This is a genomic window from Rhodomicrobium udaipurense JA643 (assembly GCF_000636015.1).
GTDB classification, from domain to species: Bacteria; Pseudomonadota; Alphaproteobacteria; order Rhizobiales; family Rhodomicrobiaceae; genus Rhodomicrobium; species Rhodomicrobium udaipurense.
Window position 1 is genome coordinate 1 of record NZ_JFZJ01000084.1, and the last position, 14,599, is coordinate 14,599.

Sequence of the window (14,599 nt, forward strand, 5' to 3'; positions counted from 1 at the left end):
TCGAAAAGCGCGTCGTCGAAAACGGCCTGCCCCGAAAACTTCGCAGCCTTGAAGGTCGCGTCCGCCTGAAAATGCACGCGCGCAAAAGTGGCGGACAGCCCGAACTCGGCGCCCGCGAACGAAACCGGGCGCTCGAACACCGCGCCGGTCAGATTGACCGGGCCGGGAAAGACGAAGCCCTCGAAATCGACAGCGTCCTCGAAACGCTCATTCGCGAAGTCCGCCTTCGCCACCTTGAGCCAGAGACGCGTTTCGTCGTTGTCGCCCTCGCCGAACCAGTTCAGCGAAAGCGTCCCTGCCTCCTCGAAATTCGCCTTCGATTTCAGAACCTGCGAAGCCCAGTCGTTCCACGCCGCGCGGCCCATGTCGAACAGCGCCCGCGTCTCCTGCCCATTCATGCCGTCCCAAGCCCCATCGCCCGCCGCGGCGACTTCCCGAACAAAATTATACCGAGATGATCCTTGAACAGCCTTTCCATCATGAATTGGGCGGGCGTGAGGTATTCCCCCGGAAATTAGTCTTTGAACCGCGCCTTGCAGTTGTGCTTACCCTTCTCGCCGAATTTCCGCCAACAGGAGCCTTGCCATGGTCGAATGGTTCACCGTCCTCGTTGTTTTCCAGCTCGCGGGGGAAGTCCTGTCGGCGGCGACGAAGCTGCCCGTGCCGGGCCCTGTGTGCGGAATGGTGCTGCTGTTTCTCGCGCTGGTCATCTACCGACGCGTGCCTGACGGACTGGCGAAAACCGCCGAAGGCTTGCTGACGAACCTGTCGCTGCTGTTCGTGCCAGCGGGCGCGGGCGTTATGCTGCATTTCGGCGTGCTGCAACATGATTTGCTGCCTATCGGGGCGTCGCTCATCGTGAGTACGCTTCTCACCATCGCCGTGACGGCGGCGCTGATGGCGTGGCTGTCTCGCAAGGCGTCAGGGAACGCGCCCGGGCCGAAGCCTGCCGCGCCGGAGCCCGAGGCGCGCTCATGACCAGCATCGCCGACATCTGGGTTTACCTATCCGCGAGCCCGCTTCTGCATCTCGCGTTGACGCTCGTGGCGTATCAGGCGGGGTACGCGGTCTATCGGTGGCGGAAGTTCAACCCCATTTTCAACCCGGTGCTGATCGCGATCATCATTCTGGTGACGATCCTGCTTGTGACGCATACGAGCTATCAGACCTATTTCCAGGGCGCGCAGTTCGTGCATTTCCTGCTCGGCCCGGCGACGGTGGCGCTGGCGATCCCGCTATATCGTCAGGTCGCGCGGGTTAGGAAGTCGGCGCTCGCGGTGACGGTAAGCCTCATCGTCGGCTCGATCACGGCGGCGGCAAGCGCGGTGTTCATCACGTGGGTGCTCGGCGGCACCCGCGATTCCTTCGTGTCGATGGCGCCCAAATCTGTGACGACGCCGGTCGCCATGGGCATCACAGAGCAGATCGGCGGCTTGCCGACGCTGACGGCGATGTTCGTCATCCTCACCGGCATCACCGGCGCAATGCTCGGCGCGCCGCTGCTGAACGCGCTCGGCATCAAGGACTGGGCAGCGCGCGGCCTCGCAATGGGCACGGCGTCGCACGGCATCGGTACGGCGCGCGCGCTTCAGGTGAACGAGGTCGCGGGCGCGTTCGCGGGGCTTGCGATGGGGCTGAACGCGCTCGCTTCGGCGATGCTGATTCCCGCCGCGTGGCATCTGATTTTCGGGGGATAGGCGCGCGGCCGCCTTCCGTCGCTACGGCTTGACGAGTTCGATCACGATGCGCACCTGCGCCGAGAGCGTTTCCTCGCCGATTTCGACCGGCACGGACTGTGCCTTCGCGTATGCGGCGCCGCGAAACACTGGCGCAGGCCCACCGGCGCCATCCTCCACGATGGAATGAACGACACCCAGCTTCAGCCCAGCCGCTTCCGCATAGGTTTTCGCCTTCGCAAGCGCGTGCTCCACCGCCTTGCGGCGAGCGTCGCCGAGATATTTCTCGGGCTCCGACACGGCGAAGTCCGGCCCGGAAATCTGGTTCGACCCCGCCGCCACCGACGCGCCGAGGATTTCGCCCAGCCGGTCGAGTTTGCGTACGGTCACGCTCACCGTTTTCGAGGCGCGGAACGTGACCGCGCCGGACGCGCCCTTGCTCGCGTAACTGCTGGTCTGTGCCTGCGGATAGAGAGAAAACTGGGAGGTCTGCAAGTCCTTCTGCTCGATCCCAGCGGCGGCGATTTCGGACAGCACCTTCGCCGTGGCCGCGCTGTTCTTCGCGACGGCCGCTGCGGCGTTGGCGTCCTCGGTCGCAACGCCGATTCGGATCACCGCGATGTCGGGTTTGACTTGCACGCCGCCCGTCCCCGACACCTCTATCGTCGGTGTCTTCTGCGCGGGGAGGCTCAATTCCTGCGGCTCGGCCGATACTGCTGTCGAAAAGGCGACTGCAAAGGCCGCCACCGGAACAAGGAATGCTTTTCTCATGGTGCTTTCTTCGCTAAGAATCATAATCGGCACTGCATATGAGACTTTGCGTCGGGCAGCGTTAGCTATGCCGCCCATTAAGTTTCAATAGGCTTCTCCGAGACCGGCCGGACGAAAGCGATGTCTCGCATAACGGGCGTGTAGCTCAATGGTCAGAGCTAGCGGCTCATAACCGCTTGGTTGCAGGTTCGAGTCCTGCCGCGCCCACCACAATCGCTGAATGCGGCTTTGGCGAAGAGGCCTTGCTTCAAAGGCCGCCGGTCGTCGCCGCGAGCTGCTTCCGCAACTCAACGCCGGCCCAGACCGCTTGCGTCTTCTGGGCGTCGGTATTAAATCCACGGCGCAGGCTCGGATGGAAGCGATGCTATTTCTGCGTGTCTCAGGATTGACGCTCTTGTTCGGCGCTTTCGCGGCGCTCGTCTATGACGGCATTCGGCTGGTCGGCAGTCCGGGGCGCGGCCTTCCGCTCACGTCGCTCTCGGCGCAACTCGATCGCGTGCCCGATGCTCACGATGCGCTCCAGCGGTTCTTTCTGGACAACGCGCCGTCTTATCTCTGGAACGGTATTGTCGAACCGCTTCTCGTGCTGCCGATTTTCTTGCTCTTCGGTGTCGTAGGGACGCTGCTCTTTCTCGCGGGCTATCGGGCACCGCCGCCCGAAATCGTCGGCGATTGATCGATCCGCAGTCGCCCGCCAGTTTGGGCGCAGCCTTCACACGAACCGGCGTCTCATCTATCCAGGGGCTCGGCTTGCGCAGCTTCGGCCACGGAAAAGCGCCGCGCGCTTGAAACGCACGGCGCCCTATACTGGCAGCGAGTATCGCCGGACCGCTACTTCAGCGGAGCCGGAGGCGTGAAAATGGCGTAGTTCACGCCGAGTTTCACCGAGTTGGCTGTCAGATCGCCGAGGTTCTTGAAATCGGCGCTATAGCGTCGCTCGGTCTGCGCGTCTGCCGAGATGCCGTCTCTATAGTCATAGCAGCAGTTTCCGCCGACATTTGGCTCGCCGAAGTTGAAGTACAGATATTCGGCCTTCACGGACCAGTTGTAGTTCCACTTGTATTCGAGGCCGCCGCCCACAGTCCAGCCAGCAAGAGTGTTGCCATTGTCGGTCGTGGAACTCCAATCGTAGTTGTATCCTGTGGCGCCGTTCTCGCGAAGCACGCCGACGCGGAACGAGTTGTTCAGCCACGCGAAGCCGCCCTTGGCGTAAATCAACGTATTGCCCGCCGCGTAGCCGACGCGCCCTGTGATGTCGCCGTAAAAGCCGCCCTTGTTGGTGAAGCGGATGCGCGTGGAAGCGTCGGGATCGAGGCCGCGCCGGTCGTCATCGATGTAGATCGTCTTGCTCGCGTCGTCCCGCCAGCCGCCGATGTCGAGTTCGATACCATAGACGTAGTTGCAGCATTGGCCGAATTGCCAATTATAGCCGATGGTGAGGCCGCCGAAGATGCCCGTTCCGCTCAGGCCGCCATTGTTGTAATCGTAACGGTCGTACGTCGTTGACGTTGGCCAATAATAATAGCTGTTGCGGCCCAGGTCGAAGTCGGTCCAGCCGCCGCCCAGATGCGCGCCGACATAGAGGCCCGTCCAAAGCGGCGGCGGAGGCGCAATATCCTTGTAGCTGGCGGGAAAGCCGTCTGCATGAGCCGGGATCGCAGCGATTGCCGCTGCGCCGATTGCGGCGGCGCCGGCCAAAATCGTTTGCTTGAGAGCCATCTCTCTCTTCTCTCGCTTGAGTTGCCAGTAGAATCAACGCCGAACGCCTAGTCTTGCGATACCCGCAAATAGACTAAACTTAAAGTTGTATTTTTGGTGAATTGTCGTTTTGCGAGCGTGATAGTGCTTGTGTTGCAAGAAAGAGCACTTTTGCAACAATGATTTGCTGCGATCACATGCGCTGTATTGTTGATTTTAGGCAACAGTAGCCGCGTAGTACACGCAGAAAGTCAGTCAGGTTGCTTCGGAGGTGTTAGATATGAGCGAGCGGTGACCGAAGATCGTCAACAAGCTTCATGAGGTCTTTCTGGCGCGCGGTGCCGGTCTTCGCGAAGATGTTTTGCAGATGCGTTTTCACAGTGTTCACGGAAAGCGACAGCGCCGTCGCTGCTGCCGCCACTGAGAGGCCTTTCGCGAGATGATCGAGCGTCCGCGCCTCGGCCTTGGTCAACCCGAAGCATTTCGTCACGACCGGCAGTTCGCAATCGTTCAGCGAGGGAAAAGTGGCGATGTGCACTGCCACCAGGGCGCGCCCGTCGAGCGTCGCATCGAGTGGAGCGATCATTGCAATGGCCAAGGAGCCGTGGTGCGGCATCGCCGAGAGTGGCAACTCGCGTTCGAAGGGCTTATCCCGCGCCAGGGACGCCGCCTGCGCCGCCTCGAAAATCCCTCTCAGCAGGAGCGCCGAGTGCTCGGCACTTTGCGCGCACAAGCGACCGTCCGCGATCTGAATCGGCCAGCCGGCTTCGGCCATCGCGCGCGCGGCACTGTTTGCATGCACCAGTTCGCCATCGGCGCGCGAAACGGCCAATCCTGCGCGGAACTGGTCGAGAGCGAGCCCTAAAAGGGAATCGAGACGGCCATCGATCAATGGACTAAACACTGGTTGTGCTGAAGCATGCATTCAAAAGGAATCAGGTACAACTGGTCGGGAGACAAGTTGCAAGTTTGGCACGGGACAATTCATCACGCCTATTAATGAAAAAGCAAAAGCCGCACCCGCGCAACTCGAAATTCCAAACGCGGCGCATATGTGTGTTGCATTGGCGCATGACGCTCTGAGGCGCAATATTTGCCCAGATAATTGCAACTTCGGATAATAAAAAAACTGCCTTGCACGCCTAGGCATACAAGGCAGGGAGAATTGCGGCTGACAAGTGCGTCAGCGTTGAACTGGCCAACGCCGCCCGATCAGTGCCGGAAGTGTCGCACGCCGGTGAACACCATTGCGAGGCCGCGTTCATCGGCCGCCTTGATTACTTCTTCGTCGCGCATCGAGCCGCCCGGCTGAATGATCGAAGTCGCGCCCGCGTCGGCTGCGGCGAGAAGCCCGTCCGCGAAGGGGAAGAACGCGTCCGATGCGACGGCGGTATCCTTCAGCACTTCGTCGGGGTTTTTCCCGGCGTGCTCGGCGGCCTCGCGAGCCTTCCACACGGCAAGGCGCACACTGTCAACGCGGCTCATCTGGCCCGCGCCGATGCCCAGCGTCGCGCCGTCTTTCGCAAACACGATGGCGTTCGATTTCACATGCTTCGTGACGCGCATGGCAAAAACCATGTTGGCGCGCTCGGCCTCGGACGGCTCACGCTTCGTAACCGTGCGCAACGTCTTGCCCTCGAAGCCGCCGACATCCGCATCCTGCACGAGGAAACCGCCCGCGACGGATCGGAAATAGGGTTGCCGCGCGACCGGCAACAGGCCACCCGTCACCAGAAGCCGCACGTTCGGCTTTGCCGCGAATGCAGCCCGCGCCGCATCGGACGCGTCCGGCACGATCACCACTTCGGTAAAGATCTTGAGGATTTCGCGGGCCGCCTCCTCTTCGAGACGCCCGTTCAACGCGACGATGCCGCCGAACGCGCTGACCGGATCGCAGGCAAGTGCCTTGCGATAGGCTTCGACGAGCGACGAACCGAGCGCCACGCCGCACGGATTGGCATGCTTGACGATCGCCACCGCAGGCTCGGCGCCCGGAAATTCCGAAATCAGCTCGAAGGCGGCGTCGGCGTCGGTGAGATTGTTGTAGGAGAGTTCCTTGCCCTGCACCTGCTCGGCGCCGACGATACCCGGCCCGCTCCGGTCGGACGATTCGTAAAGCGCGGCCTTCTGGTGCGGGTTTTCGCCATAGCGCAGGCTCTGCTTCAGGGTGCCCGTGATGGTGCAGGACGTCGGCGCGGCACCTGTCTGCCCTGCGAACCACGTCGCAATTGCGGTATCGTAAGCGGCGGTGCGCGCGAACGCCTTGGCCGCGAGACGGCGGCGCGTTGCATCGCTCGTCGCGCGTGCCTCGCCCGCGAGTTCGGCTGCAATCGCGTCGTAATCGTCCGGGTCGGTGACGACCGTCACGCAATTATGGTTCTTCGCCGCTGCGCGCAGCATGGCTGGACCGCCGACGTCGATATTCTCGATCATCGTGTCGAAATGGGCCGCGTGCTTTTTGAGCGTCTCTTCGAACGGATAGAGGTTGATGACCACGAGGCCGATGGGCGCGATGTTGTGCTGCGCCAGCGCCTCGCGCGCGCTCGACTGTTCGAGATTGGCGAGGATGCCGCCGTGGATGGCGGGATGCAGGGTCTTCACCCGGCCTTCGAGGATCTCCGGGAACTTCGTCACATCGGAGACCGACACGACGGCCATGCCATTGTCGCGCAGGAAGGCGGCGGTGCCCCCCGTGGAGACGATCTCGATGCCGAGCGCGTCGAGTTTCTTGGCGAATTCCGCAAGCTTCGACTTGTCGGAAACGGAAATCAGTGCGCGGCGCACCGGAAAAAGCTGCGGTTTCGTGGATTGTGCGGACATGGCTCGTAAGTGTGATGCTGCGAGATAAGATCAAGATCAGACGAGACGGCGAGGGTAGGCACCCTGTATGACGGGCTTCTGCTGCTGCGCCACCTTCTCGAATTTCCAATGGACGGACGTTGCCGCCGAGCACGGTCCCTTGAGGACGATCTGAAGTGAGCGTCTAAGGCAGATCGGATCTGCGAAGAAAATGCTCTCCTCAATGTCGAGGTCCGCACCTTCTGCCACCATGCGCCACGTCGCGCCCGAGGGCAAGGTGAGCGTGACGGCGTTCGTATTGCGCGAAAGCTGCGCCGCGACGCGCGGATGCAGATGAAAGCGGATCGCAAAGTGCGCGTTCGCCTCGATGCCGGTCTGGTTGGCGGGCATGAGCTGGTCATGGCCCGCGAATTCATTGCCCGATTTGTGGAGCGCGATCTGCCTGCGATGGTTCATGCCGAAGCGCTCGCGGTAGCCGTCATGGCCGATGCGCACGCCGATGGACGCGTCGTTTTCGATGATCTCGTGATGGACGCTGCGTGGCCCGGACAGCCAGAACAGTTCCCGGCCCGCGACGAAGCTTTCCTGCGCCTTGATGAGCCGCGACGACGACAGATCGTCGATGCTGAGCGTCGAATGCGCCGCCGTGGACCGCGAAACGACGTACCAGTCGCCCGTCTCGTCCTGAGGTGCGCCGCAATTGGCGATCAGCGGCTCCGTCCCGACGCTCATTTCAAACGCGCCGCAACCGGCATGCGCCCGCGCCGAGAGATGCAGCGGCGGCGGCGCGCCCGCATCCGCTATGATGACGACCTCGCCCGCCGCAAGCCGGGTGTAACCCGAATTCGGCGCGTGGAGGTCGGGGAAGGTGGCGCCCAGATCGTCATAGGCGAGAACGGCAGAAACCTGATCGAGGAAGGTCGGCCCCATGCCGTTGAACCGCGCGAGGCTGCCATCGCCGAGGCGCAGGAAGCGCACCATGGCCTGCATGCGCTTCAGGGCGGAGTAAAGCTTTTCCGGCGGTTCCAGCTGGCGCGCGACGAAGCACTGCTTCAGCGGCAGAAGTTCCAGCAGGAGTTCGACGAGTTCGCCCGGATCGCGGGAAACGTGGCCGCCGTCTTCAAGGATCTGCCGGTCGAGTTCAGCCGAGAACGTGGGCAGATAGGACGTCAGGTAGGTCTCGTGTTCGGCGATGCAAAGCCCGGCGAGCAGGATGGCGGTCAGCGCCCTGAGCTTCGGCACGCCCGACCCGTCGCCATAGACGACGGTGAGGTCGTGCAGGTCGCGCGAGAGCATGCGCATCACGGCGTCGTAGAAATCCGGCTCCGCGCCGTCGAGCAAGAAGGCCGCGTGCGAGAGCAGCGCGATCACACGCCGCGCGGTGATGTCGCGGTCGCGACCGAGCGGCGGTGCGCTGCTTGCGAAGGCGATCCAGTCGAGCGTGAGCTTGCGCGCCTTCTCGCGGGCGATCTGGTCCTCGGCGGCGTGCAGGTGCCGCAGCCAGCCGAAGCCGTAAAGCTCCTTTTGCCAGGGAACCGTTGGCGGCATCACGAGGAACGGCGATTCGGAGCCGACGGGCGCGGTCGCTCCGGCCAGCCCGATATACCCGTCATAAAGCTCGACCGCGAAGCTCGGGTCACCGGTGCGCAGATCGTGCGGCAGGATGAGAAGATGATAGGCAGCGGGAATGCCGGACATCCAGCGCGAGAACGGCGATTTCAGCGCAAGCCTGAGCGCCGACCGGCCCGCCCTGTTAACGGCGAGCGCCGCAAGTCGCGCCTGATCTGAAATCTGAGGTGGCATCATTAACTTTTTAGGCGATCCGTCCCCGCGCAAGCAAGGCCTGTTTGTAACCGGCGGGCAACAACACGCCTGCCAAAGTTACTTCTCCGAAGCTAAACCTGATTCGAGGCATTTGCGGACCTTTTTCGGAGGTTGTCCCCCGCCGCGGCGCGCGTGCGCCTATCGCAGGATGGAGAACGCTGTGACGGGAGGGGCCGCGCCAGCCTCGGACTCGCCGAAGCGATGCCCCGCGAGGCCGTAGGCGAACTGCGCGAACAGCGCCAGCCCGAAGACGACAAGCACCACGCCCGACGCCTGATTGATGCGCTTCAGTCGGCTCTCGGTCAGCTTGTGGCGCACGCGACTGATGAGCCGCGATAGCCCCATCCACCACAGCAGGCTTCCCGTCATGATGGAGGTGACAGCCGTTACGGCCTGCACCCAGGTGTCGATGCCGCCCATGATCGACGTGGCCCCGCCGAAAAGCGCGAACAGGCCGAGGATCGCGCCGGGGTTGGTGATGGTGAGGAAGAACGTCTGCGGCACGATGTTGAGATGGGGCACGATACGCCAGATGCGGAAGCGCAGCGCGGGTCTGAAAAACGGTGGGATCGTGTTTGAAAGCCGTCGCAGCCGCGCGATATTGGTTGTCGCCGTCGCCACGATCTTCGGCTGCGAACGGTAGATGCTGAAGCCGAAGGCGACGAGGATGATGCCGCCGACAAGCTCGATCTTGAGCTGATGCGCGCGCATAAAGCCGGAGATCGCCGTTGCGCCATAGGCCGCAACCGATGCGATGAGCCCGTCCGCCAGCACAGCCCCGAGCCCGGCCGCGAAACCACCCCAGAAGCCGCGCTCCAGCGTGCGTTGGATGCACACGATGTTCACCGGCCCAACGGGAGCCGCGATCAGCACGCCGATGACAAGGCCGATGATGGCAAATCGCGTCGGATCGATGATCGACTCTGCCCACATAGGCCCGCTTCTAGCCCTCGATAAGTCCCGTGTCACGAGAAGGAGCGCTTCCGCCATTCTCGCGCCCAAAAACGCTCGCGAGGTCACATCGGATTCGCAGCGCCCGCAAGCACACATGCATGCCGCGAAACGGGGACGTCATGCAACAGGAGACGAACGTGAAAGCATCGCCGGAAACAATTTTCTTTAGGATGAGAGGCTTCTTGCGCCTGCGTCACAGGGCCAGCGCCGCGTTGCTCATGTTTTTAATGATGCCATTTGCCGCTCCGCCCGCGCTTTCGCTAGACGCTGGCGCGCCCGCCGGGCCGAAGCCCGCTCAACCGGCTGCCGAGGTTCAGCTTGGACGCGACGCGACGAAGCTGCCTCAGCCGGTGCAGCGCATGCGGCAGGCGATCCTACAGGCGGCGACCAGCGGCGACATCGAGGCGCTGCGCCTTCCCATCGACATGAACGAACTGCCGCCGGTATTCGCGAAGGAGCGCACGCCGGACCGGATCGCGTATTTGAAGGGCGCTTCGGCCGACGGCAACGGCCGCGAAATGCTGGCCGTGTTGTACAGCCTTCTGACGACCGGCTACGCGATCAAGAACCAGGGCACGAAGGACGAGATGATCGTGTGGCCCTACCACGCCGCGCTTTCGCTCGACAAGCTGACGCCGAGCCAGGAGGTGGAGATCTATCGCTTCCTTTCGCCCGCGCGCGTGAAGGAGATGGCGGCGGCCGGAGAATATAGGTGGTATCGCGTCGAGATCAGCCCTGACGGGGTCTGGCATACATTCTCGAAGGAGGATTGAGCGGGGCGGGTGAGCGACGCCGCTCCGCCCGCGCCTTTGGGTTTCCGGGACTACCGCACGCGCTCGACGGGTCGGCGTTCGTCGCTGCGATCATCCCGCCGCTTCGCGGTGTCGCTGCGCTTTTCGCCCGCATCGGCGCGGGCTGTGGCCGTCGCTTCGAGGAACTTGAACGGCGCGGCGTCCTTGAACTTGTCCGCAGTTTCGCCCGCATAAATCTCGCCATTCGCCAGCGCGAGCTTCTTCACGGGCGCGCCCCGCTTCAGATCGAGCTTGTCGAGCGAAACCCAGAATGTGTTCGGGCGCGTGGCGGAGTCGAAATAATAGGCGCGGTCCTTCTGGTCGGCGACGGTGCGCCAGATCGTGGAGGCGATGTTCGGCTCGTCCTTGCTCGCGGCGAGGCCGAGCGGCACGCTGACGCTGCGCACCGTGCTCAGCACGCTCGCGGCGGCCTGATTGTCGAAGCTCTGATCCGGCACGCTCTTGATGTAGTTCGGGTCGATCTTCTTCGGCAGGCGGTTCAGGAAGAACGAGGCGCGCGCGAAACGATCGGAAGCGCGGCTCGTGCCCGGCAGGAACGCATAGCCGCCGACATCCTCCCAATAGCCGTTGATCGCGAGTTGCTTGTCGTAGGTCGGCGAGTTCGTCATCACGGTGTATTGCTTGCCGTGATGGATGAGGAGCTTGCCGCCGACATATTCGAAGATCGCGGAATCGCCCGAGGCGTCGGAAAGCGACAGATGCAGCGTGGAGGCCGAGCCGTTCGGGAAGGTCGGCGCGAGAAGGGCGAACGGCTCCTTGCGGAGCGCCTCGACGGCTTCGGCGACGGTGGCGAAATTATCGAGCGCGTATTGCGCCCATGCTACATTTGAAAGCAGCGGCTTCTGACTGTCCGTCGATCCGTAATCCGCCTCCGCGAGATAGAGCAAATTCGCGACAAGCCCCTTCTCGTTCAAGCCGTCGCCGCTGCCCGCGTTATAGCTCGCGGTGACGACGCTGCCATATTTCGAGGTCCATTTCAGCGAACGCGGTCCGGCCGCGCCGTCGCGCTCAAGACCCGCCGGGAATGCCCACAAGTCGGAGGCCATGTCCTCCATCCAGTCGAGCGTGCGGCCAGTGAGCACGGTTTTGTCTTCGCCGGTGAACAGGATGCGTGTGCAAGGGGTCGCCGTTCCCGCCGATGTCAGTGCGAACGCGGCGGCGAGCAAGGCAAGGGCGCGAGGCTTCATAAGACACTCCGTTTTCTGCGGAATGTGGAGCGTAAGACGGAGGCTTTAACGCTCCCGCCTGTGCCGGTGCTGCGCTTTTAGTAAGATTCGATAGGTTATTTGCCGAGCACCATCAGGCTCGCATTGCCGCCCGCTGCCGCCGTGTTGGTCGATATGGTCTTTTCGCGCACGAGCATCGCGAGAGGGTAGGGCGGACCGGCCAGCACGGGCACGATTGCCCCTTCGCGTTCCGAAGCCGCACGTGCTGCCTCTGCCGCCCTGGTGTCGATGGCGAGCACCGACGCAATATCGATCCCCCGGATCGAGCGCGCCATCGTGCAGCGCGCCGCTAGCTCGCCCGGAATTTTATCGCAGAGCGCATGCGCCGCCTTGATGTCGAGGGATGAGAAATCATTGCCGGTAACGAGTGCGGCGCCGAACTGATGAAGCAAATCCATAACCGTCTCGGCCACGCCGAGGACGCGCCCGCGCGGATGGAAGCCAAGCCGGTTGTCTTCGCCGACAGGGCCGGGGAGGGCGACTTCGCGCCCGAAAGGCGTGGCGTTCCGATAGGCGTGCAGCACGCCGGAGAGAAGCGCGCGATCCGCTGTGCCGAGAAGGCCGCCCGCGCCTGCGCGCACCCACGCGGCCAGTGCGTCGAACGCTGCGAGTTTTTTCTCGTTGCGCGGGCCTTCAAGCCGGGGCGGTGCCGCGTCCTTCACGAGCCTGCGCAGATAAAGCGGCCCGCCCGCCTTCGGCCCGGTGCCGGACAGCCCCTCGCCGCCGAACGGTTGGGAACCCACCACCGCGCCGATCATGTTGCGGTTCACATAGATGTTGCCTGCGAGGGCGCGCGCCGCGATGGCGGTTTGCGTCTCGTCGATGCGCGAATGGACGCCGAGCGTGAGGCCGTAGCCGGTCGCGTTCACGGCGTCGAGCACCGCGCTGGTATCCTCGCGGCGGAAGCGCAGCACGTGCAGCACGGGGCCGAACACCTCGCGCTTGAGGTCGGCGATGCGATCGATATGGATGAGGGTCGGGGCGATGAAGGTGCCGCTTGCCGCCTCGGGAAGCGGCGTCTGACAGAGCACGCGGTCGCGCTTGTTTTCGATATAAGCCGCCAGTGCGTCGCGCGCCTCGGCGTCGATCACCGGGCCAACATCCGTTTCGATCCGCGCCGGGTCGCCGACGCGAAGCTCGGCCATCGCGCCTTGCAGCATGGCGAGCATGTCCTCGGCGATGTCGTCCTGAAGGCACAGCACGCGGAGCGCCGAGCAGCGTTGACCTGCGGAGTCGAAGGCGGAAGCGAGCACATCCGCCACAACCTGTTCGGGCAGCGCCGACGAGTCGACGATCATCGCGTTCTGGCCGCCCGTCTCGGCGATGAGCGGCACGGGCCCGCGCTCCGCAAGCGTTCGCTCTATGGATTTGGCGACGGAGGTCGAGCCGGTGAAGACGACGCCTTTCACCCGCGCATCCGACACGAGCGCTGCGCCGACATCGCCCGCGCCTGGCAGGAGGTGCAGCGCATCTTGCGGGATGCCCGCTTCCTGGAAGATGCGCACGGCTTCGGCGGCGACGAGCGGCGTTTGTTCAGCGGGCTTCGCGAGCACGGTGTTGCCTGCGGCGAGTGCCGCCGCGATCTGGCCGGTGAAGATGGCGAGCGGGAAATTCCACGGGCTGATGCAGGCCACAGGGCCGAGCGGCGCGGCGGCGAGCCTTCTGGCCTCGGCGGCGTAATACCGGCAGAAATCCGTTGCCTCGCGGATTTCCGACACCGCGTTCGGCATGGTGCGGCCCGCCTCGCGAACGATGAGCGCGCCGAGGTGCGGGCGCGCGTCTTCGATCAGGTCGGCGGCGCGCTCCAGCATGGAAGCGCGGTCCGCGGCGGGTGTTTCGGCCCAGCGTTCAGCCGCATCGGTGGCTTTGGTGAGCGCGGCCTCGATGTCGGCAGCGGTTGCGTCGGCGGCATGGCCCACGACATCGGCCGGGTCTGCCGGGTCTGCCGGGTTGACGATGGCGCGGGGCGCGCTTGCGCCCTTCGCCTCGGCCGGAGTGGAAGCCGCACCGAACGCGATCGCCCGGCTTGCCTCGATGGCGCGCGCAAAGGCGTCTCGTTCCCCCGCGTCGGCAAAATCGAGCCCGCGCGAATTCCGGCGCGGCGCGAACAGGTCGGCGGGGGCGGCGATCTGGGGATGCGGCGCGCCGCCAAGCCGGGTGGAGTCCTCCACCGGATCGGCGATGAGGTCGTCGATGGTCACGCTCTCGTCGACGAGCTGATGCACGAAGGAGGAGTTCGCGCCGTTTTCGAGAAGCCGCCGCACGAGATAGGCGAGCAGCGTTTCATGCGTGCCGACGGGCGCGTAAATGCGGCAGGGGCGGTCGAGCGCGTCCCCGCCGACGACGCGGATGTAAAGCGCCTCGCCCATGCCGTGCAGGCATTGAAATTCATAGTTGCCGACGCGGAAATCCGGCCCCGCGAGGTGGTAGATTGCCGCCAGCGTATGCGCGTTGTGCGTGGCGAATTGCGGAAACACGCGGTCGCGCGCCGCCAGCAGCCGCTTCGCGCAGGCGAGATAACTCACGTCGGTATAAGGCTTGCGCGTGAAGACCGGGAAGCCCGGCAGGCCATCCACCTGTGCGCGCTTGATCTCGCTGTCCCAGTACGCGCCCTTCACGAGCCGCACCATGATGCGGCGCCCCGAGCGCTCCGCGAGGTCTACGATCCAGTCGATCACGGGCGCGGCGCGCTTCTGATACGCCTGCACGACGAAGCCGAGACCGTGCCATTCGCCGAGCGCCGGGTCGAAGGCGAGCCGCTCCATAAGGTCGAGCGACGGTTCCAGCCGGTCGGCTTCTTCCGCGTCGATGTTGAAGCCGATGTCGCGCTCCGCCGCCA

General features: G+C 63.9%; 13 protein-coding genes and 1 tRNA gene. 5 read left to right on the forward strand and 9 right to left on the reverse strand.

Annotation, left to right across the window (positions count from 1 at the left end; genetic code table 11):
* Positions 1 to 398, reverse strand: a 398-nt coding sequence (locus tag T281_RS11970; protein WP_037239136.1) for a pentapeptide repeat-containing protein, incomplete at its 3' end; no start/stop codon positions are given.
* A gap of 187 nt (positions 399 to 585) precedes the next feature.
* On the opposite strand from T281_RS11970, the gene T281_RS11975 reads away from it, so the two are divergent.
* Both T281_RS11975 and T281_RS11980 read left to right on the forward strand, forming a co-directional pair.
* Positions 586 to 978 carry a CidA/LrgA family protein gene (locus tag T281_RS11975; protein ID WP_037239138.1) on the forward strand — a complete coding sequence of 131 codons (393 nt, stop codon included), beginning with the start codon at positions 586 to 588 and terminating at the stop codon, positions 976 to 978.
* Complete coding sequence (locus T281_RS11980; protein WP_037239141.1) at positions 975 to 1,697, forward strand: LrgB family protein; 723 nt, start codon at positions 975 to 977, stop codon at positions 1,695 to 1,697. Before T281_RS11975 ends, T281_RS11980 begins: the two co-directional genes overlap by 4 nt.
* 21 nt (positions 1,698 to 1,718) lie before the next feature.
* Here the strand turns inward: T281_RS11980 and T281_RS11985 are convergent, their stop codons facing one another.
* A complete protein-coding gene (locus tag T281_RS11985; RefSeq protein WP_037239162.1) occupies positions 1,719 to 2,447 on the reverse strand; it encodes an SIMPL domain-containing protein in 729 nt (242 codons plus the stop codon).
* A gap of 134 nt (positions 2,448 to 2,581) precedes the next feature.
* On the opposite strand from T281_RS11985, the gene T281_RS11990 reads away from it, so the two are divergent.
* Together T281_RS11990 and T281_RS11995 are read left to right on the forward strand one after the other, a co-directional pair.
* Positions 2,582 to 2,657: transfer RNA gene (locus T281_RS11990), tRNA-Ile, on the forward strand.
* Between the two features lie 151 nt (positions 2,658 to 2,808).
* Complete coding sequence (locus T281_RS11995) at positions 2,809 to 3,123, forward strand: hypothetical protein (protein WP_155955224.1); 315 nt, start codon at positions 2,809 to 2,811, stop codon at positions 3,121 to 3,123.
* Between the two features lie 155 nt (positions 3,124 to 3,278).
* Here T281_RS11995 and T281_RS12000 read toward each other — a convergent pair whose 3' ends face one another.
* The 5 genes from T281_RS12000 to T281_RS12020 form a co-directional block, all read right to left on the reverse strand.
* The gene (locus tag T281_RS12000; RefSeq protein ID WP_037239150.1) at positions 3,279 to 4,166 is read right to left on the reverse strand and encodes an outer membrane protein; all 888 of its coding nucleotides are present in this window, start codon (positions 4,164 to 4,166) and stop codon (positions 3,279 to 3,281) included.
* 253 nt (positions 4,167 to 4,419) lie between these two features.
* Positions 4,420 to 5,049: a helix-turn-helix transcriptional regulator gene (locus T281_RS12005; RefSeq protein WP_162173169.1), complete on the reverse strand. Its 630-nt coding sequence runs from the start codon at positions 5,047 to 5,049 to the stop codon at positions 4,420 to 4,422.
* 308 nt (positions 5,050 to 5,357) lie between these two features.
* Positions 5,358 to 6,965, reverse strand: coding sequence for a bifunctional phosphoribosylaminoimidazolecarboxamide formyltransferase/IMP cyclohydrolase (gene purH, locus T281_RS12010; RefSeq protein ID WP_037239151.1), 1,608 nt, complete (start codon positions 6,963 to 6,965; stop codon positions 5,358 to 5,360).
* Between the two features lie 36 nt (positions 6,966 to 7,001).
* Entirely contained in the window at positions 7,002 to 8,750 is a 1,749-nt protein-coding gene (locus T281_RS12015; RefSeq protein WP_037239152.1) for a heparinase II/III family protein, read from the reverse strand.
* A 156-nt stretch (positions 8,751 to 8,906) separates the two neighbouring features.
* Positions 8,907 to 9,701 (reverse strand): LysE family translocator, encoded by a 795-nt coding sequence (locus T281_RS12020; protein ID WP_037239153.1) that lies wholly within the window; start codon positions 9,699 to 9,701, stop codon positions 8,907 to 8,909.
* 248 nt (positions 9,702 to 9,949) lie between these two features.
* On the opposite strand from T281_RS12020, the gene T281_RS12025 reads away from it, so the two are divergent.
* Entirely contained in the window at positions 9,950 to 10,495 is a 546-nt protein-coding gene (locus tag T281_RS12025) for a hypothetical protein (RefSeq protein WP_052037423.1), read from the forward strand.
* Positions 10,496 to 10,545: 50 nt separating this feature from the next.
* Here the strand turns inward: T281_RS12025 and T281_RS12030 are convergent, their stop codons facing one another.
* On the reverse strand, positions 10,546 to 11,721 hold the full coding sequence (locus T281_RS12030; protein WP_037239156.1) for a linear amide C-N hydrolase: 1,176 nt from the start codon (positions 11,719 to 11,721) through the stop codon (positions 10,546 to 10,548).
* 95 nt (positions 11,722 to 11,816) lie between these two features.
* Positions 11,817 to 14,599 (reverse strand): bifunctional proline dehydrogenase/L-glutamate gamma-semialdehyde dehydrogenase PutA (putA, locus tag T281_RS12035; RefSeq protein WP_037239159.1); only part of this gene is annotated, 2,783 nt, incomplete at its 5' end.

Coding starts and splice junctions, on each gene's coding strand:
- T281_RS11975 (WP_037239138.1), top strand. CDS start 586: ATGGTCGAATGGTTCACCGTCCTCGTTGTTTTCCAGCTCGCGGGGGAA.
- T281_RS12020 (WP_037239153.1), bottom strand. CDS start 9,701: ATGTGGGCAGAGTCGATCATCGATCCGACGCGATTTGCCATCATCGGC.
- T281_RS12015 (WP_037239152.1), bottom strand. CDS start 8,750: ATGATGCCACCTCAGATTTCAGATCAGGCGCGACTTGCGGCGCTCGCC.
- T281_RS12000 (WP_037239150.1), bottom strand. CDS start 4,166: ATGGCTCTCAAGCAAACGATTTTGGCCGGCGCCGCCGCAATCGGCGCA.
- T281_RS12025 (WP_052037423.1), top strand. CDS start 9,950: ATGATGCCATTTGCCGCTCCGCCCGCGCTTTCGCTAGACGCTGGCGCG.
- T281_RS11995 (WP_155955224.1), top strand. CDS start 2,809: ATGCTATTTCTGCGTGTCTCAGGATTGACGCTCTTGTTCGGCGCTTTC.
- T281_RS11985 (WP_037239162.1), bottom strand. CDS start 2,447: ATGAGAAAAGCATTCCTTGTTCCGGTGGCGGCCTTTGCAGTCGCCTTT.
- purH (WP_037239151.1), bottom strand. CDS start 6,965: ATGTCCGCACAATCCACGAAACCGCAGCTTTTTCCGGTGCGCCGCGCA.
- T281_RS11980 (WP_037239141.1), top strand. CDS start 975: ATGACCAGCATCGCCGACATCTGGGTTTACCTATCCGCGAGCCCGCTT.
- T281_RS12030 (WP_037239156.1), bottom strand. CDS start 11,721: ATGAAGCCTCGCGCCCTTGCCTTGCTCGCCGCCGCGTTCGCACTGACA.